Origin of the sequence: Burkholderia sp. MSh2, assembly GCF_000731655.1 — a bacterium.
In the GTDB taxonomy this organism is placed as follows: domain Bacteria; phylum Pseudomonadota; class Gammaproteobacteria; order Burkholderiales; family Burkholderiaceae; genus Burkholderia; species Burkholderia paludis.
Map to the genome: position 1 here is coordinate 1 of NZ_JPGM01000100.1, position 21959 is coordinate 21959.

At 69.8% G+C, this 21959-nt stretch carries 22 protein-coding genes; 6 read left to right on the forward strand and 16 right to left on the reverse strand.

The features are described 5' to 3' along the window. Positions 1-264 precede the first annotated feature (264 nt). A complete protein-coding gene (locus GQ57_RS36125; RefSeq protein ID WP_034200416.1) occupies positions 265-1059 on the forward strand; it encodes an aminoglycoside phosphotransferase family protein in 795 nt (264 codons plus the stop codon). 191 nt (positions 1060-1250) lie between these two features. Here GQ57_RS36125 and GQ57_RS36130 read toward each other — a convergent pair whose 3' ends face one another. Continuing rightward, on the reverse strand, positions 1251-2684 hold the full coding sequence (locus GQ57_RS36130; protein WP_034200407.1) for an aldehyde dehydrogenase family protein: 1434 nt from the start codon (positions 2682-2684) through the stop codon (positions 1251-1253). A gap of 133 nt (positions 2685-2817) precedes the next feature. Between GQ57_RS36130 and GQ57_RS36135 the strand changes: the two genes are divergently transcribed. Then, positions 2818-3729: a LysR family transcriptional regulator gene (locus GQ57_RS36135; protein ID WP_081896860.1), complete on the forward strand. Its 912-nt coding sequence runs from the start codon at positions 2818-2820 to the stop codon at positions 3727-3729. 174 nt (positions 3730-3903) lie between these two features. Here GQ57_RS36135 and GQ57_RS36140 read toward each other — a convergent pair whose 3' ends face one another. From GQ57_RS36140 to GQ57_RS36155, 5 genes are all read right to left on the reverse strand, one after another. Continuing rightward, positions 3904-4740, reverse strand: a complete 837-nt coding sequence (locus GQ57_RS36140; protein WP_031402603.1) for a bifunctional allantoicase/(S)-ureidoglycine aminohydrolase — start codon at positions 4738-4740, stop codon at positions 3904-3906. 1027 nt (positions 4741-5767) lie between these two features. After that, positions 5768-6205: a hypothetical protein gene (locus GQ57_RS36145; protein WP_031402604.1), complete on the reverse strand. Its 438-nt coding sequence runs from the start codon at positions 6203-6205 to the stop codon at positions 5768-5770. 378 nt (positions 6206-6583) lie between these two features. Further along, positions 6584-7243, reverse strand: coding sequence for a methyltransferase family protein (locus GQ57_RS36150; protein ID WP_034200409.1), 660 nt, complete (start codon positions 7241-7243; stop codon positions 6584-6586). A 162-nt stretch (positions 7244-7405) separates the two neighbouring features. Further along, the gene (locus GQ57_RS43490) at positions 7406-7570 is read right to left on the reverse strand and encodes a hypothetical protein (protein WP_162836114.1); all 165 of its coding nucleotides are present in this window, start codon (positions 7568-7570) and stop codon (positions 7406-7408) included. A 253-nt stretch (positions 7571-7823) separates the two neighbouring features. After that, complete coding sequence (locus GQ57_RS36155) at positions 7824-8243, reverse strand: HIT family protein (protein ID WP_031402606.1); 420 nt, start codon at positions 8241-8243, stop codon at positions 7824-7826. Positions 8244-8441: 198 nt separating this feature from the next. Between GQ57_RS36155 and GQ57_RS36160 the strand changes: the two genes are divergently transcribed. After that, positions 8442-9854: a serine hydrolase domain-containing protein gene (locus GQ57_RS36160; RefSeq protein WP_034200410.1), complete on the forward strand. Its 1413-nt coding sequence runs from the start codon at positions 8442-8444 to the stop codon at positions 9852-9854. A gap of 79 nt (positions 9855-9933) precedes the next feature. Here GQ57_RS36160 and GQ57_RS36165 read toward each other — a convergent pair whose 3' ends face one another. The 6 genes from GQ57_RS36165 to GQ57_RS36190 all read right to left on the reverse strand — a co-directional run bounded on the left by GQ57_RS36165 (position 9934) and on the right by GQ57_RS36190 (position 15482). After that, positions 9934-10557: a glutathione S-transferase family protein gene (locus tag GQ57_RS36165; protein ID WP_031402609.1), complete on the reverse strand. Its 624-nt coding sequence runs from the start codon at positions 10555-10557 to the stop codon at positions 9934-9936. A gap of 72 nt (positions 10558-10629) precedes the next feature. Then, positions 10630-12129 (reverse strand): TIGR01777 family oxidoreductase, encoded by a 1500-nt coding sequence (locus GQ57_RS36170; RefSeq protein ID WP_034200411.1) that lies wholly within the window; start codon positions 12127-12129, stop codon positions 10630-10632. Then, entirely contained in the window at positions 12126-12992 is an 867-nt protein-coding gene (locus GQ57_RS36175) for a thiol-disulfide oxidoreductase DCC family protein (RefSeq protein WP_034200412.1), read from the reverse strand. Before GQ57_RS36175 ends, GQ57_RS36170 begins: the two co-directional genes overlap by 4 nt. A 93-nt stretch (positions 12993-13085) precedes the next feature. Then, the gene (locus tag GQ57_RS36180; protein WP_031402612.1) at positions 13086-13556 is read right to left on the reverse strand and encodes a DUF2269 family protein; all 471 of its coding nucleotides are present in this window, start codon (positions 13554-13556) and stop codon (positions 13086-13088) included. After that, a complete protein-coding gene (locus GQ57_RS36185) occupies positions 13553-14860 on the reverse strand; it encodes an SDR family oxidoreductase (protein ID WP_034200417.1) in 1308 nt (435 codons plus the stop codon). The genes GQ57_RS36180 and GQ57_RS36185 overlap by 4 nt, the downstream gene beginning before the upstream one ends. An 88-nt stretch (positions 14861-14948) precedes the next feature. Next, positions 14949-15482: a GbsR/MarR family transcriptional regulator gene (locus tag GQ57_RS36190; protein ID WP_011353812.1), complete on the reverse strand. Its 534-nt coding sequence runs from the start codon at positions 15480-15482 to the stop codon at positions 14949-14951. 160 nt (positions 15483-15642) lie between these two features. Here GQ57_RS36190 and fabV point away from each other — a divergent pair, with 160 nt between their 5' ends. Further along, the gene (gene fabV, locus GQ57_RS36195) at positions 15643-16845 is read left to right on the forward strand and encodes an enoyl-ACP reductase FabV (RefSeq protein ID WP_031402614.1); all 1203 of its coding nucleotides are present in this window, start codon (positions 15643-15645) and stop codon (positions 16843-16845) included. A gap of 49 nt (positions 16846-16894) precedes the next feature. Here fabV and GQ57_RS36200 read toward each other — a convergent pair whose 3' ends face one another. Then, entirely contained in the window at positions 16895-17599 is a 705-nt protein-coding gene (locus tag GQ57_RS36200) for an SDR family oxidoreductase (protein WP_031402615.1), read from the reverse strand. Between the two features lie 339 nt (positions 17600-17938). On the opposite strand from GQ57_RS36200, the gene GQ57_RS36205 reads away from it, so the two are divergent. Then, positions 17939-18523, forward strand: coding sequence for a TetR/AcrR family transcriptional regulator (locus GQ57_RS36205; protein WP_034200413.1), 585 nt, complete (start codon positions 17939-17941; stop codon positions 18521-18523). Between the two features lie 33 nt (positions 18524-18556). On the opposite strand, the gene GQ57_RS36210 is transcribed toward GQ57_RS36205, so the two are convergent. Continuing rightward, complete coding sequence (locus tag GQ57_RS36210; protein WP_034200414.1) at positions 18557-19135, reverse strand: membrane protein; 579 nt, start codon at positions 19133-19135, stop codon at positions 18557-18559. A 278-nt stretch (positions 19136-19413) separates the two neighbouring features. Between GQ57_RS36210 and GQ57_RS36215 the strand changes: the two genes are divergently transcribed. Continuing rightward, complete coding sequence (locus GQ57_RS36215) at positions 19414-20331, forward strand: DMT family transporter (RefSeq protein ID WP_075123078.1); 918 nt, start codon at positions 19414-19416, stop codon at positions 20329-20331. A 15-nt stretch (positions 20332-20346) separates the two neighbouring features. Here GQ57_RS36215 and GQ57_RS36220 read toward each other — a convergent pair whose 3' ends face one another. Together GQ57_RS36220 and GQ57_RS36225 are read right to left on the reverse strand one after the other, a co-directional pair. Beyond that, a complete protein-coding gene (locus tag GQ57_RS36220; protein WP_034200415.1) occupies positions 20347-21132 on the reverse strand; it encodes a YhfC family intramembrane metalloprotease in 786 nt (261 codons plus the stop codon). Between the two features lie 11 nt (positions 21133-21143). Then, positions 21144-21674 carry a GNAT family N-acetyltransferase gene (locus tag GQ57_RS36225; protein WP_031402620.1) on the reverse strand — a complete coding sequence of 177 codons (531 nt, stop codon included), beginning with the start codon at positions 21672-21674 and terminating at the stop codon, positions 21144-21146. Positions 21675-21959 lie beyond the last annotated feature (285 nt).

Sequence of the window (21959 nt, forward strand, 5' to 3'; positions counted from 1 at the left end):
GGGGTGGGTGGGCGATCTGGTCGGTCATGTCGGGCTCCTTCTTCAACGCCGCGACGGCCGGCGCGCATCTGGCGTGCCCCGTCACGGAAGGCGCGCATTGTCGAAGGGATAGGCCGAAACCGGAACATTATTTAGCCAAAGTTGGGCAGGCTAAATTTTATTCAGGAAAGGACGGCGAGCCGTTCACGCGAATTGCGCAGGCCCGCGCAACGCCGCCGGGCGAACCGCGCGGCGCCCGATCCGGTTCGCCTGTACCATCGCGTCATGTTCGATCGATACATCGGCCCGTGGGGCCTCGTCCGCGACGGCGACGCGATCCTGACCGCGAGCGGCGGCGTGCTGCCCGTTCTCCGGCACGCGCGGCACGCGATGCTGAAGGTCGCCACCTGCGACGAAGAGCGGCGCGGCAACGCGCTGATGATCTGGTGGAACGGGCAAGGCGCGGCGCAGGTATGGCGGCACGACCGCGACGCGATCCTGCTCGAACGCGCGCAGCCTGCGCCGTCGCTGGCCGGTTACTCGGCATCGGGCCGCGACGACGACGCGATGCGTATCGCATGCGACGTCGTCGCGCGGCTGCATGCGCACCGTGCGCCGGGAGCGCCTGCGCTCGTGCCGCTGCACGACTGGTTCGATGCGCTGCTGTCGGATGCTTCGGCCAACGACGTGCTGCGCCGCGCGGCGACGGTCGCGCGCCAACTGCTGGCCGCGCCGTCCGTCGACGAAGTCGTGCTGCACGGCGACATCCATCACGGCAACATCCTGCATTTCGGCGATCGCGGCTGGCTCGCGATCGACCCGAAAGGGCTGCGCGGCGATCGCGCGTTCGACTACGCGAACCTGTTCTGCAATCCTGCGCACGACATCGCGGCCGATCGCGCGCGCTTCGCGCGGCGCGTCGAGGTCGTGGCCGATGCCGCGCAGCTCGACCGTCGCCGGCTGCTGCGGTGGATTCTGGCGTGGGCGGGCCTGTCGGCCCTGTGGCTGATCGAAGACGGCCTGCCGCCCGATACGCGGCTGGCGGTCGCCCACCACGCCGCGCACGCGCTCGACGCGTAGGCGCGCAACACCGCCGCATTCGCGGGCGGCCCTGCGCCGTGCGCACGCGCCGCATCGCACGCACCGCATGCATCCGTTGCGCCCCGGGGCGCCATCCCCGGCAACGCCTTGTCGCACGGCATGCGATGCGGCATGCCGGGAAACGCGAACGCCCCTGCGGGCATGCAGGGGCGCCGGATCGCCACGCCGGCTCACGCCACCCGGCCGGCGCTCCCGATCAGGGTCTTGGGTTCCAGGTACGCGCTGATGCCCCACCGGCCCATTTCGCGCCCCAGGCCCGAATGCTTGAAACCGCCGAACGGCGCAAGCGGCTCATGCGCCAGCGTATTGACGAGCACGCGGCCGGCGTCGATCCGCAGCGCCACGCGCTCGCAACGCTCCGCGTCCTGGCCCAGCACCACCGCACTCAGGCCGTAGCGCGTGTCGTTGGCAATGGCGATCGCATCGGCATCGTCCTCATAGGGAATGATGGTCAGCACCGGGCCGAAGATTTCCTCCTGTGCGATGCGCATCCGGTTGCTCGCCCGCGAAAAGACCGTGGGTTTCACGTACCACCCGGCGCGCAGGCCGTCGGGCCGCCCCTCACCGCCCGCCAGCAGCACCGCGCCTTCTTCCTGCCCGATACGGATGTAGTCCTGCACGCGTTCCCATTGCTTCGCGCTCACCATCGGCCCGATGTCGGTGCCCGCGTCGCGCGGATCGCCGGAACGGACGTGCGCCACCGCCTGCGTGATCGCCGCTTCGAATTCCGCGAGCCGGCGGCGCGGCACCAGGACGCGCGTACCCGCGATGCACGCCTGGCCGCTGTTGATGAATCCCGCCTGCAGCACGAGCGGCATGATGCTCGCGAAATCCGCATCGTCGAGCACGACCGTGGGCGACTTGCCGCCGAGTTCCAGCGTCACGCGTTTCATCGTGGCCGCGCCCGCGCTCACCAGATGCCGGCCCACCGCGGACGAGCCGGTGAAGGAGATCTTCGCGACATCCGGGCTGCGCGAGATCGCGTCGCCGACCACGTCGCCGCGCCCGTTGACGATGTTGAACACGCCCTTCGGCAAGCCCGCCGCATGCAGCGCCTCGGTCACGATCTGCGTCTGCATCGCGCTCATCTCGCTGGGCTTGATGACCGCGGTGCAGCCGGCCGCCAGCGCGGTGGCGAGCTTGTTGCAGATGAACCCGGCATCGCTGTTCCACGGCGTGATCAGGCCGGCCACGCCGACCGGCGTCATGACCACGCGGGCCGATCCGGCCTGCTCCTCGAACACGAACGATTCCAGCGCGGCGATGGCCTGCCGGATCGCGTCCGCCGGATAGGTCGCCATCCAGCGGCCGCGCACCGTCGGCGCGCCGTATTCGGTCACGATCGCCTGCATCAGGTCGTCCTCCCGCGCGACGACGGCCTCGAGCATGGCCGTGAGCGCGGCGCGGCGCTGTGCCCGCGTGGTGCGCGACCAGCCGGGGAACGCGGCCCGCGCGGCCGCGATCGCCTGCCCGGCGTCCTGCGCGTCGCCGAGGCGGACCTGGCCGATCACCTGCTCGGTGCTCGGGTCGTGCAGGTCGAACCATTCGCTGCCGTGCGGCGTCACGAATGCGCCGTCGATGTAGATCTGTTCGATGCGTTGCATGCTGCGTACTCCTTTGTGCGTATCCGACAAGCTGTCACGACACGCAGTCTAGGAATACGTTACTGTTCTGATAAGCCACCTTATCGCTTATGACTCATCCCGAAAATCAGGACAATCGATGCATCGCACCGGAATGACCGAGCTGGAAGTGGTCCTGGCCGTCGCGCGCCGCAGCAGCTTTCGCGGCGCGGCGCTGGAGCTGGGCATGTCCACGACGGCGGTCAGCAGCGCCGTGGCCGGGCTGGAAGCGCGCCTGAAGGTGCGGCTGTTCAACCGCTCGACCCGCAGCGTGTCGCTGACCGACGCCGGCCAGCGCTACGTGACGCGCATCGCGCCGGCGCTCGCCGAGATCCGGAGCGCCGGCGAGGAGGCCGGCACCGGGTCCGGCCAGCCCAGCGGCACGCTGCGCATCAACGCACCGCAGGGCGCGACGCCGCTGCTGATGGAACCGCTCCTGGTCCCGTATGCGCAGCGCTATCCCGAGGTCCGCATCGACATCGTGAGCGAGTCGCGCATGATCGACATCGTCGCCGAAGGCTACGACGCCGGCATTCGCCTGGCCGAATCCGTGCCGCAGGACATGATCGCCGTGGCGCTCTCGCGCGACATCCGCATGCTGGTGGTTGCGACGCCCGAGTATCTGAAACGTCACGGCACGCCTCGCCATCCGCGCGATCTGCTCGAACATCAAAGCATCGGCATGCGCATGTCCCACGGCGGCATCTATCACTGGGAACTCGAACGCAAGGGACAGAAGCTGCAGATGGATCTGCCCGTGCGGCTCGCGCTCAACGAGTTGGCCGCCATCAAGCAGGCCATCCTGTCCGGGCTGGGCATCGGCTTCATCTCGGAATGGTTCATCGCCGAAGAACTGGAGGCCGGCGCCCTGGTGCCGGTGCTCGTACCGTGGTGTCCGTCGTTCGGCGGGCTGCGGCTCTATTACTCGGGCCATCGTTTCGTGCCCGCGCGGTTGCGCGCGCTGATCGACCTGGCGCACGACCTGCGTCTGGCCGATGCGCCATTGCGCGACCGACCGGCGGGATGACGCGCGGCGCCCGCGTCTTGCCGGCGCGGGCACGGTCGCCGGTGCGGCCCCGACCGACCGTCGCCGCCCGCCCGGATGCGCCCGCCGTATTGGTCCGGGCAGCGATCCCGGCATGAAGAAAAGCCCGCCGGCATTGCGCCGGCGGGCTTTCGCGTTCGACTGCCGGCGCGGCGCTCAGCGCGCCGGGTTCAGCGTCAGGTTCATGTGACGGTTCACGTCCTTGTACAGCAGGTAACGGAAGCGGCCGGGGCCGCCCGAATAGCATGCCTGCGGGCAGAACGCACGCAGCCACATGAAATCGCCCGCCTCGACCTCGACCCAGTCCTGGTTCAGGCGATAGACGGCCTTGCCTTCGAGCACGTACAACCCATGCTCCATCACGTGCGTCTCGGCGAACGGAATCACGCCGCCCGGCTCGAACGTCACGATGTTCACGTGCATGTCGTGGCGCATGTCGCTCATGTCGACGAAGCGCGTCGTCACCCATGCGCCGTTGGTGCCCGGCATCGGGATCGGCTCGACGTCCTGCTCGTTGGTCACGAATGCCTCCGGCAGCGGAATGCCGTCGACGGCCTGGTAATGCTTGCGAACCCAGTGGAAGCGCACCGCCGCATCGCTGACGTTGTGCAGCGTCCAGTCGGCGCCCGGCGGAATGAACGCGTAGCCGCCCGGCTTCAGCGTGTGCTTCGCGCCCTGCAGCGTCAGCTCGGCCTCGCCTTCGACGACGAACAGCACGGCTTCGGCGTTCCTGTCCTGCTCGGGCTTGTCGCTGCCGCCGCCCGGGTTCACTTCGACGATGTATTGCGAGAAGGTTTCGGCGAAACCCGACAGCGGGCGGGCGATCACCCACAGGCGCGTGTTCGTCCAGAACGGCAGCCAGCTCGTGACGATGTCGCGCATCACCCCCTTCGGGATCACCGCGTACGCCTCGGTGAACATCGCGCGATCGGTCAGCAGATCCGTCTGCGGCGGGTGGCCGCCGTGCGGCGCGTAATACGTTGTCTTAGACATGGTGCATCCAGGCAATGGGTTGGGCAGCCCCGGGCGCCAACGGCATCGGGCGGCACGCACACGCGCTGGGCGCGCGGGCGGCGGCGGGACTTCGTTGCCGGGGTGGCTTGAAGGCGCATGCGCCCTCGTTCGGTCGGCCAGGCTTCGCGACGGGGTCTTCCGGCTCATCGAACGCGGCGGCCCCCTGCTTGCGGGGCCGGCGGCCGGGCCGCGCGATCGTGCGGCGAGGCGCGGCTGACGGCACGGTTCGGCTCCGTACACGGGCATCGCCGACGATAGCGAAGTCACCCTCAATCGACCAATTAAATGTTGCGATGGATTCCATTCGATTTCCCACTGCCCGCTGGAACCCGCGATGTGCGGCGAAGGAGCGTGGCGCGGCGGCCTGGCTATCGGGGAAATCCTGACGAATGCGGCCACACACAGGTGCGCCGGAACGCCGCCATGACGCGATACGGACGACAGCGGCAAGGCAGTTCGCGCTCGCGGGTTGCGATCCATCGGGTGACGCGGTCGGGAGAGCACTGACGTGTGCGTGGCGGCAAGCCGCGTCGGTCACGGGCTGCCGTCAGGCCGTCGGACCGTCAAAGCGAAGCGGGAAAGCGAGCTGGGCGCATTGGGCGCATTGGGCGCATTGGGCGCATTGGGCGCATTGGGCGCATTGGGCGAATCGGGCGAATCGGGCGAATCGGGCGAGTCGGGCGAGTCGGGCGAGTCGGGTGAGTCGGGTGAGTCGGGTGAGTCGGGTGAGCCGGGTGAACCGGGCTAACGGCAAATAGCGCCCGCCTGCGCTGCACGGGTGTATTCAGGTGCCACAAGCACTGCGGTCGGAAAGCGGGAAATACGGCGGGAAGGGAGACGGGTCGGGCCGTCGGTCGGTCAGCAGGCAGCGGTGGATGAAGCAGGAAAAGGGGGCGATGTTGCCGGCGACGGCGACCCGGCAGAGCCGCCGGGCCGAATCGCAGGTCGGGGCCGATGCGATCGGTGCGCCGGTGCGCCGGTGCGCACCGTGCCACGCCAGCGGCGATCAGTCCCAGTCGCGGCGGTGGCGATGCTTGCGATGACGGTAGCCGCGATCGCCGTGGTCGCGTTCGTACGAGCTGCGCGACAGGTTGCCGCCGAGCGCCGCGCCCGCGCCGCCGCCGACCGCCGCGCCCAGCAGGCCGCCGGTGCGGCCGCCCATCGCGTTGCCTGCCGCGGTGCCCGCGCCGCCGCCGAGCGCGCCGCCGATGATCGCGCCGGTGCGCTCGTGACGATTCGACGTCACCGCGCCACCCGCGCCGCCGCCGATGGCGCCGCCGATCACCGAGCCCGTGCTGCCGCCGAGCGCACCGCCGACCGCTGCGCCGGCGACCCCGCCGAGCGCGCCGCCAAGCGCGTTGTTCATGTCACCTGCCAAGGCCGGCAGCGCAGTCGCGCCGGTCAGCGCGGCGACGACGAGAGCGGGTGCGATTTTCTTCCACATTCCCGGATTCTTCCTTGTTCGCAATCGGGTTATCGAAGGTCCGCTCGATACGACGATCTGAATCGATCGACGCCGCGCCAGGTGAGGCGCCAAACCGCGGACCCGTTTATTTCAATGAGCTTGCGGCGAAGAATAGCACCGGTCCCGGCTCCTTGCCCCGGACATTCTGGTAACAAGTTGTTTACGAATAACCAACCGTAAACGTCCGTCCGGAAAACCCGGAAACCCGTGCGGGCATTGGCTTTGGCAAGGGCCCGGCCGCACGCGGCGACAGGCCGGCCGCCGACGCGATCGCGCATTCGGGACACACGTGGCAACACATCGGGCATGCGCCGTGAGCGCGCCGAAAGAACGGATTGGAAGAAATGAAGGGAGCGGTCAGTACACGCCGGGAAGCAGGCGCCAGGTCCGCGCGCAGTACGCGTCATATTCGGCGCCGAATTGCGCGCGCAGCAGCGCCTCCTCGGAGCGGATCCGCGCGACGAGCGGCACCGTCATCGAGACGACCAGCAGCACGCCGACGCCCGAGCGGAACGCCAGCGCCCAGCCGAGCGCGTTGACGAGCAGGCCGAGATAGCTTGGATTGCGGACGCGGCGGTAGATGCCGTCGGTCACGAGCGTATGGCCCGGCTGGATCGCGACCAGCCCGCTGAAGCGCTTGCCGAGCACGAATACGGGCCAGATCCGCAGCACGCCGCCCGCGACATACAGCACGACGCCGGTCCAGCGCACCGCGGCGCCGCCGACGGTCCAGAAATCCAGCCGGTCGGTCAGCGCGGGCAGGTACGCGAGCAGGAACCCGCAGACCGCGAACGCCGCGAGCACCCAGCGGTTGTCGCGGTTCTCGCGTTCGCCGCTGCTCAGGTTGCCTTCGGTGAACATCGCGGCGACGGCCATCGCCAGCGTCGCGACCACGACGACGGTCAGCGGCGGGGGCGAGAAGAAAGCGGCGAACCCGCCGCTGCCGAGCACCGCAAGCCCGAGATAGACGAGCGTGGAAATGCCCGACAGGGCTGCGACCTTGCGGGGGACGGTCATGGCGGCCTCGCCGGAATGCGTTCTCCCGTGAGGGAGAGGAACCGCGCACACGCCGCACGCCGCGCGGCGCGCCGCCGTCAAACGGCACGCGAATCCGCGCGATGCGCCGGGCGCAATGCCGCCGCCCCGGCGGTGCAGCCGGGGCCGGGGCCCCGCGCCGGATCAGCGGATGCGGAAGTTGCCGCCGATCCCGACGCTGACGGGCGGCGCGTAATACGCCGGCGCGTAGCCGTAGTAGGCCGGCGCGGGCGCATAGCCGTAAGGCGGCGCGACGTAGCAGCCGGACAGGCCGCCGATCAGGGCAAGCGTGATGAGAAGTCTGGACATGGCTCGATTCCCGGCGCGAAAGACGAATGGCATCTTGCGAAAGCCGCGCCGCCGCGACCTGCGGCGACCGGCACGAAGAGGCGATCCGCCCTTCCTGTCGCTCGATGAAGCAATGCGCCGAGTCTAGCGCCGGGCTTGCACGGCCGAGTTTCCCGGGCGGTTACACGTGTTACCCCGCATGACCGCTGAAACAGCCGGCGGCGCCGCGACGCCCGGCCGGCGGGCCGCCGTCGCGCCGCGCGCCGTCGACGCGTTACACGAAATGCGCGCGAATGCGCTGCGCGAGCGCTTCGAGCGTCGCCGCGTCGGCGATCTCGCGCGCATGCATCCGCAGCTCGGCGCCTTCCCGGCGCGGAATCACGTGGAAATGCACGTGCGGGACCGTCTGGCCGGCTGCCGCGCCGTTGAACTGGCCGATGAACACGCCGTCCGGCTCGAACGCGGCGCGCACCGCCGCCGCGACGCGCTGCGTCATGCGGATGCCGGCCGCCGCCCCGTCGGCGGACAGGTCGAAAATCTGCGCGGCCGGCTCCTTCGGAATCACGAGCACGTGGCCGTCGGCCTGCGGCATCAGGTCCATGATCGCGAGGGTTGCGTCGTCTTCCGCAACCTTCACGCACGGCAGTTCGCCGCGCAGGATTTTTGCGAACGGGTTGTTGTTGTCGTAGGACATGGCGTTTTCCGATAACGGTTTGACTGGGAGAGCAATGCCGGACGATTATCGGCCGACGGCCCGTGCAGTTTCAACCCGTTCGCTGCACGACAACGTGCCGATCGCCACGCGTCACGACGTCGCGATTGCAACGCGGCGCCCGAACCTGCGACACTGCCTGATCGTTGCCGGCCGGCACGCCACCGAGGACGCTCGCACATGACGATCTCCCTCAAGAAGCTGATCCTGCGCGGCACTGCGCTCGCGCTCGTCGCAGGTGCCGGCTACACGGGCTACATGCTGTCCCGGCTCGCGCCGATCGCGACCGGCTATGCGGCCAAGGCGCTGTGTTCCGGCGTTTACGTGTCGGGCCGCCCGGCCGCGTCCGTGATCGACGTCGACATCATGGCCGGCGTGCATCCGCTGCTGAAGCTGGTACGCCCGTCGCTCGATCCCGGCCGCCATCGCGCCGTGGCGACCTTCGCCGGCTTCGCCGAGCGCGAAGCCGAGTTCCGGCCCGGGCTCGGCTGCACGCTCGTGCCCGGGCCGCCGTCGAGCACGTCGCAGGCCGCGCTGCCGGCTGCCTTGCCGCCCCTCCCCGATCCGCCGCCCGCGCAGCCGGCACCGGCGGCGGCGCCCGCCGGCATCGATGCCGCCAGACTGCGGACCGCGCTCGACCGCGCGTTCGACGAACCCGATCCGGCACGGCCGCGACGCACGCGCGCGGTCGTCGTGATGTGGCGCGGCCAGGTGATCGCCGAACGCTATGCGCCCGGCTTCACGGCCGATACGCCGCTGCCCGGCTGGTCGATGACGAAGACCGTGACGGCCGCGCTGGTCGGCACGCTCGTCGCGCAGCACCGGCTGTCGCCCGACACCGCGGCGCTGCTGCCCGAATGGCGCAGCGGCGGCGATCCGCGCGCGGCCATCACGCTCGACGAGCTGCTGCGGATGACGAGCGGCCTGCAATTCAACGAGGACTACGACGACCCGCTGTCCGACGTGGCCGTGATGCTGTTCACGCAGCCCGATACCGCGCGGTTCGCGTCGGCGAAGCCGCTCGCCGCGGCGCCCGGCACACGGTGGGACTACTCGAGCGGCACGAGCGCGATCGTCGCGCGCGTGATGCGCGAAGCGCTGGGCGGCAGCGAGGACGACTACCTCGCGTTTCCGCGCCGCGCGCTGTTCGCGCCGCTCGGGATGCGCAGCGCGGTCTTCGAGCCCGACGCGTCCGGCACGTTCGTCAGCCCGTCTTACCTGTATGCGAGCGCGCGCGACTGGGCGCGCTTCGGGCAGTTGCTGCTGCAGGACGGCGTGTGGAACGGCCAGCGACTGCTGCCCGAGGGGTGGGTGCGCTACCTGACGCGCGCGACGCCGCAGTCGTCGGACCAGGCGTACGGTGCGCAGCTGTGGGTCAAGGTGCCGGAGCCGTTCAACGATCGCGATCCGCATGCGGTCGCGATGCCGGCCGACGCGTTTCATGCGATCGGCCATGAGGGCCAGTTCGTGAGCGTGGTGCCGAGCCGGCAACTGGTGGTCGTGCGGCTCGGGCTGTCGAGGCCGGAATCCGCGTGGAACCACGAGGCGTTCCTCGCACGCGTGCTCGCGGCGGTGCCGGCGGCCGGCGCGTGACGACGGCGCGCCCTCGCGCGCCGGCCGCGCTGCTGCTGCCGTGGCAACGCCGGCCGCGCCGCGCGCGGCCGGCGGCGTGTCACGGGTTCGCGCTGCCCGCGTACCGCTTGAAGCCCTCGCGCGTCGCGAGACGTTCGATATAGCGCGACACCGCCGGGAACTCCGGATGCTCGAACGGCGTGCCGAACCAGCGGTTCACCGACAGGCCGATCGGAATGTCCGCGAGCGTGAAGGTGGCGCCGGCCACGAACGCGCCGGTCGCCTCGAGCTGCGCATTCAGCACGCGCATGTGCTTCGTCCAGCCCGCGATCGACTGCGCGATACCGGCCGGATCCTGGTGATCGGGCGATTTCCGCACGAGGCCGAGAAACGCGCCGACCCACGAGCGGTTCAGGTCCGAACCTTGCCAGTCGATCCATTGATCGACCCGTGCGCGCGCCTGCGGCTCGGCCGGATACAGCGCGTCGCCGCCATGACGGTTCGCGAGATAGCGGATGATCGTGTTCGATTCCCAGAGCACGAAATCGTCGTCCTTGATGACGGGCACGAGACCGTTCGGGTTCAGCGCGAGATAGGCCGGATCGTCGGTCGCGCGAAAGCCCGCGCCCCAGTCTTCCTGTTCGAACGGCAAGTCCAGCTCGGTGCACAGCCACAGCACCTTGCGGACGTTGATGGACGGGATCTTGCCGAGGATGCGCAGCATGCAGTCTCCTTGTTGGGTCGGATGCGGAACGCCCGGGACGCACGACGGCGCCCGGGCGGATTCACGCCGAATTTATACACGACCGCGCGGGAAACGGCATGCCGTGCGCGGAAAATCCGCATGCGGCCGATTCGTCAGGTCGCGCAGCGCGTGCTCGGCCGTCGGGAAGCGGAACATGAACCCGTCCTGATGCAGCCGCGCGGGCATCACGCGCTGGCCGTCCAGCAGCAGCTCGGCCATCTCGCCCATCGCGTAACGCAGCGGCGCGGCCGGCACGTGCAGCCAGGCGGGACGGCGCAGCACCTTCGCCACGACCTGCACGAACTCGCGCTGGGTCAACGGCGCCGGCGCGACCGCGTTGTAGACGCCGCGCATGCCCGGGTTCGACATCGCGCGCGCGACGATGCGCAGCACGTCGTCCCGGTGGATCCAGCTCATCGCCTGCGCGCCGTCGCCGAAGCGCCCGCCCATGCCGAAGTAATGCGGCAGCAGCATCGAGCGCAACGCGCCGCCGGGGCCGAACACGAGGCCCAGCCGCAGCACCACCGCGCGCACCCCGTGGCGCTCGAGCGGCTGCGCGGACTGCTCCCACTGCCGGCACAGCTCGGCCATGAAGCCGGTGCCGGCGCGGCTGCCTTCGTCGAGCCGCTCGTCGGCCGGACGCACGCCGTAGTAGCCGATCGCCGATGCCTGGACCCACGTGCGCGGCTTGACCTCGGCGGTCTCGACCCAGCGCATCAGCGACTCGGTCACGCCGACGCGGCTGGCGAGCAGCAGCGCCTGCCGGCGCTTGCTCCAGCGCCCGCCCAGCACCGGCGCCCCCGCGAGATTGATGACCGTGTCGAAACGCTCGTGCGGCTGCAACTGTTCGATCGCCGTGACGCTGCGCACGCGGCCATGGAACAGGTAGGCCGCGCGCAGCGGATCGCGCGCCAGCAGCGTCACCGCATGCCCCGCATCGAGCAGCGAACTCACGAGGGTTTCGCCGATGAAGCCGGTCCCGCCGGTCACGAGCACGTTGCCCGGCGGCTGACCCGCGAACGGATTGGCGGCCGGCGCGCGTCCTGCGATCCGGCACGCCGCCATGCCGTCGCGGACTCCCGACACCGTCACGCCGACGGCGAACAGGCTGAGCACCCAGCCGCGCCAGCCAAGGTCGATCGCCTGCAACGCGGTCGGCTCGTGCGCCCACGCGGCCAGTTGCATCGCGATCATCCCGAACAGCGCGCCGCCATTGACGGCCAGCAGCGTGTGCAGCACGCGCTCGGTGGCCGGCAGCTTGCGGCTTTGGTCCTCGACGACGAAATCCCACAACGTCAGCACCACTTCGACGACCACCACCGCCGCGATGGCCGCGACCCAGGCGCCGTGAAAGGCCACGTTCGCGATCGACGCGAACACGAGGCCATACAGCACGGAACGCACGGCGTGAATCGCCAGCTCGAGCCGCGCGCGCGGGCTGTGCGGCAGGTCCTGCGTGAGCTCATGGTGATAGAGCGTATCGAATGCGCCCATCGCGCCCTGCACGATCAGCAGGTTGAGCGCCCAGTCGAAAGCAGGCAAGGTGTTCATACGGTGTCCCTCCTCCACAGCCAGACGAGCGGCGGCACCATCGCGACGAGTGCCGCCGCGTCGACCGCCACGTGGCCCCATACGCGGGCCTCCAATGAAAACAGGATGTCCTGCGGCGCCCAGATCAGCAGGCCGGCCAGCAGCCATCCCCACACTTCGCGCCGACGCAGCCGGTTGCCGAGGTGGACGAGCGCCAGCATCCAGACCGACGCGCACTGCACCGTCGCGCCGATCAGCGACATCCACCAGATCTGCTGGGCACGCGCCGGCTCGGGCGCCGCGCCCGCCCAGAAATGCAGCTCGACGACGCGGTGATAGCCGTCGAGCCACGGCGCGCCGGCCACCCACGGAACGGCCATGCCGACCAGCAGGTGCGCGATCGCGGCGCCGAACATCCAGCTCACCACGAGGCGGCGCGCGCGGTCGTGCGCCGGACGATCCGCCGAGCGCCCGGCGGCGCGGTCGCTGCCGCACGCCGCGCCGGCGCACGACGCGTCGGCGTGGTAGCCGAGCCAGCGCGATACCGTATGCCGGTCGCGCGCGAGGCGGCGATACAGCGGCGTCAGCGCGCGGCGCACGACCGGTACGCGAAGCGGCCAGACGCGCCAGCCCCCTCCGGCCAGCGTATAGGCGGCCAGGATGCTGTCCACGCCGGTCAGCATGCGTCCGTCGGGCAGGCGCGCGTGCAGCTCGCGGTTCAGCGCGGACAGCTCGACGCCCAGCGGCGCGGGATCGAAGCCTGGCTCGGCGATATCGACGAACGCCAGCCGGCGCCGCGCATCCCGGGCCCCGAGACGCCGTATTTCCGCGGCGCATAACGGACATCGTCCGTCGAAGTACAGCACCAGTTCACTTGAGCCCATGATTCGTACTCCTTTTCGTTATCGCCTGCATCGTGGATCGACCGGCGGCCTTCCGGTGCGTCGCACCGCCGCGCCCGCGCGGCGGCGCCGCACCTACATCGGCTTGAGCACCATCAGGAAATACACGCTCAGCATCGCGACGAACGCCGGATAGCCGAGCAGCTCCCAGCGCTTCGCGTAGCGCCAGTAGCGCTCCGGCAACGCGGCGGCGCCGTTCGCGTGAGCGAGCTTCGCCATCGCGGCCAGTTCGACCTGCAGCCACACGACCGGCAGCCAGCATGCGCCGGCGATCGCATACAGCACGATCGACGCGAGCAGCCACGGCGTCTGCCACGGCCAGCCGGCCGTGTGCGCGAGCCACAACCCCGAGGCGGGCTGGAAGATCACGGCCGGCGTCGTAAACCACCAGTCCGCGCGCACCACGAGCCGCGACACGGCCGCGATCGCGGGCACCGAGCGCGTGCGGTTCGCGAAGAACAGGTAGAACGCGGTGCCGAACCCCGTGCCGACCAGCAGCACCGAGGACAGGATGTGAAGCGCCTTGACGACGAGATAGGTATTCATGCGTGTTCTTCTTCGGAAAACAGGATCAGCAGGATGGCGAGAATCGGCACGTTCTTGAGCACGGGGCCGAACGGTTCGGCCAGCAGGCCGGGCATCGTGACCGCGATGACGGCCGAATACGCGACGATCAGCGCCGCCTGCGCCGCCCACAGGCGCCGCGACGGCGCGGCGACGGTCGCGACGCCGAACGCGAAGTCCAGCGCGCTTGCCGCGTAGAGCGCGATCAGCGCGGGCAGCCCCGTCAGGTGCGCCGGGGCGAGCAATGCCAGGCTCGCGTGCAGCGGATGGACGAACGCGCTGGCGACGGCCGTCCAGATCCAGACGATCGCGAGCGCGCCGCGCAGCAGCGGACGACGCCACCTCGCGAGCGCGTCGCGACGCAGCGCAACCGCGTCCGCGCCGATGAAGCCGTCGATGCCGCGCGGCGGCCGGCCGAGCAGGGCCGTGACGGCCGCCGGATCGCCGGTGTTCCCGGCGCGCAGCATCGCCCACGTGTCGCGCGTGAACATCGCGCCCGGCAGCGTGCCGAGCAACGCGGCCGCCGCGCCCGCGAGCGGGCCCGGCAGCGTCACGCGGACGGCCGGCGGAAAGCCCAGCGCGGCGCGATAACGGGCCAGCATCCCGCGATAGTCGACTTCGTCGTTGCCGACGACGTCGATCACCGGAGAGCCGCCGGCCGGCGCGTCGACGCACCGCGCCACGGCTTGGGCGAGATCGTCGACGTGCACGGGGCGCAGCCGCTGGCGGCCGCCCGCCGGCAGGACCTGCACGGGCAGGCTCGCGAGCATCCGGAAAAAGCCCGCCGACGCGCCGGACTCGCCGTACACGAGCGCGGGACGCACGATCCGGAACTCGATCGGCAGCGTCTGCAGGAAGCGGTCGGCCGCGTACTTGCTGGCGAAGTAGCGCGTATCGCCACGCTCGGCGCCGAGTGCCGAGATCTGGATCACGCGCCGCACGCCCACCCGGCAGCACGCGGCGAACAGCGCGCACGGCGCGGCGCGATGCACGGCGTCGAGGGTCGCGCCGCGCCGGTCGGCCAGGATGCCGACCGCATTGATCACCACGTCGACGCCGGCCAGCCGCGCCAGCCACGCGTCGGGCTCGACGTCCGTCGCGAAATCGATCCCGACGTCGCGCGGGCCGACCGCATGGCGCACACCGCGCAGCACGCGATGGCCGCCGGCTTCGAGCCGCGCGCACAGTGCCCGCCCGATGAAGCCGTTCGCGCCGCACACGAGCACGGTCATGCCGTGCGCCCCGGTGCGGGCGGGCGGGCAGGTCGACGGCCGGATTGCGTTCATCTTCATCCTTTATTTACAGTTATTTCTGTAACGACAGAAATAACGACCCCAAAAAAAGCGGGCTGCCTGCCCGCACTGCGCGCCCCGCTTACTTCGACGGCTTGCGCCTGACCGTCTGGCTGATCTTCGCGCCGATGCCGAGCGCCTTCATCAGCGTATCGGGCTTGAGCCGCAGCATCTCATCCGACCAGGTCGTGAGCGTCTCGACGAACTGCAGGGTGTCGCGGATGCGCTGCTCGGTTTCGCGGCTCTCGTTCGCGATCTCCGGATTCGTCAGGCAATCGCGCAGCACCGTGAGCGTCGGTTCGATCTCGCGCTGCCGCCGCCCTTCGACGATCAGCTTGAACAGTTCCCAGATGTCGGTCGACGTCTCGAAATGGTCGCGGCGATCGCCCAGCACGTGCACGACCTTCGCCAGCCGCCACGCCTGCAGTTCCTTCAGACTCGTGCTGACGTTGGAGCGCGCGACGTTGAGCGTCTCGGCGATCTCGTCGGCCGCGATCGGCCGGCCGGCCAGATACAGCAGCGCGTGAATCTGCGAGACGGTGCGGTTGACGCCCCACCGCGAGCCCATTTCGCCCCAGTGGAGAATGAATCGTTCGGCAATCGGTGTGAGTTCCATGCCGTGAAATTTAGGCATTTCAGTTATTTCTGTCAAGAGAGAAATAACCGGGTGAACCGGTACCGTCCGGCCGCGCCCGCCCGCAATCGGCCGCTTCCTTTACAATGCGCGGGATTTTCCCGAATTCAGGCCGTACCCGCCTTTCTGACTAGAGGTTTCCATGATCATCAAACCGCGCGTGCGTGGCTTCATCTGCGTGACGACTCATCCGGTCGGTTGCGAAGCCAACGTCAAGGAACAGATCGACTACGTCACTTCGCACGGCCCGATCGCCAATGGCCCGAAAAAGGTGCTCGTGATCGGCGCGTCGACCGGCTACGGCCTCGCAGCCCGGATCTCGGCCGCGTTCGGCTCGGGCGCGGACACGCTCGGCGTGTTCTTCGAGCGCGCAGGCAGCGAATCGAAGCCCGGCACGGCCGGCTGGTACAACACCGCTGCGTTCGAGAAATTCGCCGCCGAACAGGGGCGCTATGCGCGCAGCATCAACGGCGACGCGTTCTCCGACCAGGTCAAGCAAGTCACGATCGACACCATCCGAAAGGATCTCGGCAAGGTCGATCTCGTCGTCTACAGCCTCGCGGCGCCGCGCCGCACGCATCCGAAGACGGGCGAAACCATCAGCTCGACGCTCAAGCCGATCGGCAAGACGGTGTCGTTCCGCGGCCTGGACACCGACAAGGAAGTGATCCGCGAGGTCACGCTCGAACCGGCCACGCAGGAAGAGATCGACGGCACCGTCGCGGTGATGGGCGGCGAGGACTGGCAGATGTGGATCGACGCGCTGGATGAAGCCGGCGTGCTGGCCGACGGCGCGAAGACCACCGCGTTCACGTATCTCGGCGAACAGATCACGCACGACATCTACTGGAACGGCTCGATCGGCGAAGCGAAGAAGGATCTCGACAAGAAAGTGCTGTCGATCCGCGAAAAGCTGGCCGCGCACGGCGGCGATGCACGCGTGTCGGTGCTGAAGGCCGTCGTCACGCAGGCAAGCTCGGCGATCCCGATGATGCCGCTGTACCTGTCGCTGCTGTTCAAGACGATGAAGGAAACCGGCACGCACGAAGGCTGCATCGAGCAGGTGTACGGCCTGTTCAAGGACAGCCTGTACGGCGCGACGCCGCACCTCGACGCGGACGGCCGCCTGCGCGCCGACTACAAGGAACTCGACCCGCAGGTGCAGGCGAAGGTCGTCGCGCAGTGGAACCACGTGACGAACGACAACCTGTACGAACTGACCGACTTCACCGGCTACAAGACCGACTTCCTGCGGCTGTTCGGCTTCGAGATCGCCGGCGTCGACTACGACGCGGACGTGAACCCGGACGTGAAGATCCCCGGCATCGTCGACACCACGGCCTGACGGCCCGGCCCGCCGCGTCGCGCGCGGCGGGCTCGCCCGCCCGGCGGCGTCAGCGCGGCGCCGGCGCTTCCAGATACACGCCCGACGACAGCGCGGCCTTCACCTGCCGCGTGAACTCGTCGGTCGACACCTCTTCCTCCCCCGCTTCGATGGCGTCGTACGCCTGGCGCACGACGTCGGCCGGCGCGGCCTTCGGCACGTCGAAGCCCGCCGTCAGGTCGGTATCGATGAAGCCGGCATGCAGTCCGACGACCTGCGTGCGCTGCTCGCGCAGCGACTGCCGCAGCCCGTTGGTCAGCGCCCACGCAGCCGATTTCGACACGCCGTAGCCCGACAGCAGCGGCCGGTTCACCCAGCTCGCGACGGACAGGATGTTCAGGATCGCGCCGCCGCCGTTGTCGGCGAGGGTGCCCGCGAACGCGCGCGACATCGCCAGCATCCCGAACACGTTGGTCTCCAGGTGATCGCGCAGCGTCTCGGCCGCGCCGTCGTCCGTCAGGCTGCCGAGCCGCGCGATGCCCGCGTTGTTGATCAGCAGCGTGACGTCGCGCGCCGCGTCGGCCGCCGCGGCGATCGCCGCCGGATGGGTCACGTCGAGCTTCACGGGCACGACGCCCGGCAGCGTCACCGCGGCCGGATCGCGCGCCGCCGCATAGACCTTGCGCGCGCCCCTCGCCAGCGCCTGCTTCGCAAACTCGCGCCCGAGCCCGCGATTCGCGCCCGTGACGAACACCACTGCACCTTCGATCTTCATGATCGTTCCTTTCGCATGATGAATCGCATGCGCGCCGGCTCGCCGCGCGTGAGATCCGGTGGAAACACAGGCTGCCCTTGCGTACCGAATCGCGGCGCCCCCGCCGGCAGACGGCGAGCCGTCCGCTGCCCATCGCCCGGCGGCGCCAAAGACGCCGATCGATTGCCATCTCGCGTGCCGCCGGGGCTTCGCACCGCGCGCCGGGTCGGCTACACTCGATATCAATGTCGATCACCATTGTCTTTGCGTGGCATTGTGTTCGCGCCGAACAGGCATGTCAATGGCGATCGACATTGTGTTTTTCGATCGACGCGATCGCAAACAATCAGGGAGAGATCGATGGGCGTTTCAAGACAACAGGCCGCCGAGAACCGGAGCGCGATCGTCGCGGCCGCCGAACGGCTGTTCCGCGTGCACGGGGTCGACGCCGTGGGGCTGACGGAGTTGATGAAGGCCGCTGGCTTCACGCAGGGCGGCTTCTACAACCACTTCAAGTCGAAGGACGCGCTGGTCGCCGCGGTGCTGGAGAAGGCGATGCAGGACCGTGCGGATTCGCCGAATACCGACAGTCTCGATACGCTCGCGGCCGTGTATCTGTCGGCCGCGCATCGCGACAACGTCGAGGCCGGCTGCCCGTTGTCCGGTTTCGCGGGCGACGCGCCGCGGCTGAACGATGCGGCGCGCGCGTGCTACGCGCACGGCCTCGCCGCCTATCTCGGCCGGATGGAACGGATGGTGGCCACGGAAGGCGCGGCCCCGGCGCAAACGCGTCGCGACACGCTCGCCGCCTTCAGCCAGATGGTCGGCGCGCTCGTGCTGTCGCGCGCGGTGGCCGGCGCCGATCCCGCGCTGGCCGACGCGATCCTCGATGCAGGGCGGGACTCGCTCGCCGCCGGACGCGGCGATCCGGTCGCGCCGGCATGACGACGCACGCGGCCGCGCGTCACGCCTGCCGCGCTATTCAACGGCCCGCGCGGCATCCCATAGCGGCTGCCCGCCCAGCGCCGCATGCCACGCGTCGAAACGCGTGCGCCACGATTCGAACGGCTCCGCCAGCGGACGGCGCGGATCGCCGCTGAGCGAATACGCCATCCCCTCGATCAGCCAGCGCGGCTTCGTCGCGACGGCCAGGTTGCCGAGCGCTTCCGCCTGACGGTGATGGATCAGCTCGTGTGCGAGAAAGTAGGTCTGCCAGCCGCGCGGCGCGACGACCACGCCGAAACTCCCGAGCGTCAGCGCCGCGCGCGTGCCGACGCCGAAGGCATCGGCGCACGCACGGGTCGAACAGAACACGACGCGCGGCGCCTCGCGGAACGCGCCGACGGCCGACGCCGCGCGCGCATAGCCGTCGAGATAGAGCCGCCGCGCATCGTCGAGCCTCGCGACATCGTCCGTGCAGATGTCCGCGCTCGGGCACGACACGCCGTGAACCAGTGCGGGCGCGACGACGCGCAGCGGCTTGACGAGCGCATACGCGGCAATCGGCAGCGCGACGAGCAGGCCCGTGAGGGCAAAGACGACGTGGGAGCGTTTCATCGAGGCGGCGGTTCCGGTGCGTTCGGTTCGGGTCTTCCTGCGCCAATATATCGGACCGGCAGCGATGCCGGCCCCGTTTTCAGGTCCGGCGGTGCGGTGCACGCGGCGGGGCATGCCCCGGCGCATGTGGCCGCGTTTCACCCGCCCTGCGCAAACAAAGACTTTCTACGACTTAATAGCGCATGAATAATATATTGGACGGATAACCTGGCACACCGCATCCTTGCCCCTGACGGCTCGCGACGACACGCTCGACGGCCGCACGGCAAGGACAGGACATGAACAGGAACGAACGGCTCAACGGCATTTGCCATGGATTGCTCGCGGCGCTCATCTGGGGCGGCTTTCCGGTCGTCACGCGCCTCGGCGTCACGCACGCGACACTCGACGCATACGACATCGCATTCATCCGCTTCGCCATATCGGGCACGCTGCTGCTGCCCGTCCTGCTGCGCTACGGCCTCGGCACGCTGCGCCCGGCAACGGTCGCGCTGATGATGACCGGCGCCGGCGCGCCCTACATCCTGACCGTCGCGGCGGCGTTGAGCCGCGCGCCGGTCGGCTACTTCGCGCTGACACCCGGCAGCATGATCGCGTTCACCGCGATCCTCGGCCGGCAAGTCACGCACGAGCGGCTGAGCGCCGCGCAGGTTGGCGGGATCGTCGCGATCCTGGGCGGCATCGCACTGACCGCATCCGACGCGATGCGCGACGCGATCGGGCTGCCGGCCCTCGCGCTGTTCGTGCTCGGCGGCCTGCTGTGGGCCGTCTACAACGTCACGGCGAAACGCGCCGCCACCGGCGCGCTGCACACGACGGCCGTCGTGTCGGTCGGCTCCGCCGTGCTCTACTGCCCGCTTTATCTGGCCGCACGCGGCGGCGCGATACTGCACGCGCCGGCCGGGGCGATCGCCACGCAGGCGATCTATCAGGGTGTGCTGATGTCGGTGCTGGCCCTCTACTGCTTCAGCCAGGCCGTCGTCGCGCTCGGCCCGGCGATCGGCGCGACCTTCGGCGCGCTGATGCCGCTCCTCGCCACGCTCGAGGCCGTGCTGCTGCTCGACGAACGGCCGCACGCGCCGGCGCTGGCCGGCATCGCGATCGTCACGGCCGGCATGGTCCTGAGCCTCGCCGGCCGATGGCGAACGGCGGCGCGACCGGCCCTGCAGCGACCGAACCCCACCGCGCACGGCTGAAACGGGCGCCGCGCGTCACACGGCGCGCCCCGTGCCCGTGGCGCCGGCCTCCGCCCCGCGGCGGCTCCAGCGCACCGCGAGCCACAGCAGCGCGGCGCTGCATACGAACAGGATCGCCTCGACCCGTACCGTATCGACATGCCAGTGCCGCGTCAGCAACACGACGGCGAGGTCGAACACGAAGTGGATCGTGATCGCATAGGCGAGCCAGCGCTTCTTGCCGCGCACGAACGCCTGCAGCACGATCAGCGACAGCCCGACGTGCGCGGCCAGCGCGCTCGCGCGTTCGAGCAGCGCGAGAAACGGCGTCGCGGGCGTCATCCCCGCTAGCTGCGCGCCGATCACGGCCTGCACGCCTTCGGGCACGACGACGCCCGCTTGCGCCAGCAGATAACCCGTGCCGAGCGCGAGAAAGCCGACGCCGACCAGCAGCATCGCCTCCATCCCGCCGTGCCCGAGGCCGAGCATCACGGCAGTCGACGTATCGTGCCGCTTTGGCAGCAGATACCGGAAAGCGACCCAGCGGCCGACTTCCTCGAAGAGCCCGGCCGTCAGCGCCGCGAGCACCAGCATCGGCAGATGCCGGTGCGAATGATGAGCGAACCAGCGGGTCAGCGGGATCTGCCACGACAGGCGCAATACCGGCTGGAACACGAAGAAGGTCAGCATGCCGTAGAAAAACACGCGCCACGGCACCTGCGTGCGGCGTCGCCATGCGGCCGCCAGCAACGCGGGCGCGAACAGCGCGACGACGCCGGCCGCGAGCGTGAGCAACAGGATCGCGGGGGCGACGGGATGCATGACGTGCGCGACTACGCGAGCTGCTTGTGGAAATACGTGGTCGCGCACGGCGTGCCGTCAGGCATCAGCGCATAGTTCGGCACGACGCCGACGCGCTGCCAGCCGGCCCGCTCGTACAGCCGCTCGGCGTCCCCGCCCGTCACGGTATCGAGCACGAGCACGGTCTTGCCGGCGTCGCGCGCGGCCGCGTCCGCCGCCGCCATCAGCCGCGCGGCGATGCCCTGGCGGCGCGCGTGCCGCGACACGAGCATCTTCGCGACGTCCGCGCGATGCGGCTGGTTCTCGGGCTGCGCGGTCACGACCTGCACGGTGCCGACGATCCGGCCGGCCGCATCCTCGGCGACGAGCAGGATGCGCTCGCCGTTCGCGACGCCGTCGGCCACGCCCGTCCAGAACGCGACGGCGGCCTGTCGCTCGATCGGCAGCATGAAGCTGACGGACGCGCCCCCCTCGACGCAATCGATCAGCACGTCGGCCAGCGCGTCGACGCAGGCTCTCGCGTCGCGCGCGTCGGCGCGGCGGACGGTAACAGGTTCGGTCATGCCATCTCCGGTAGTCAGGCGGGTCGCACGCGCGGGTTCGACGTGCGCCCGGATCAGAAGGCGCGCCCGCCGGACCTCGCCGCGCACGCGGCGGCGGGCGTCCGGCCATGTTGCGCGGGTGGGCGCGTGTTACTGCCCCATCATCCTACGCGATGAATATTCCCGGTGCATCGCCTGACGCGTCACCTCCATTTCACGCAAGGCGTGACAGCCGGCCCGGCACCGCCAAGCTGTCCCCCGGACGCGCCGGTTCGACGGGCTGGGCCGGGCTGGGCCGGGTGTCGC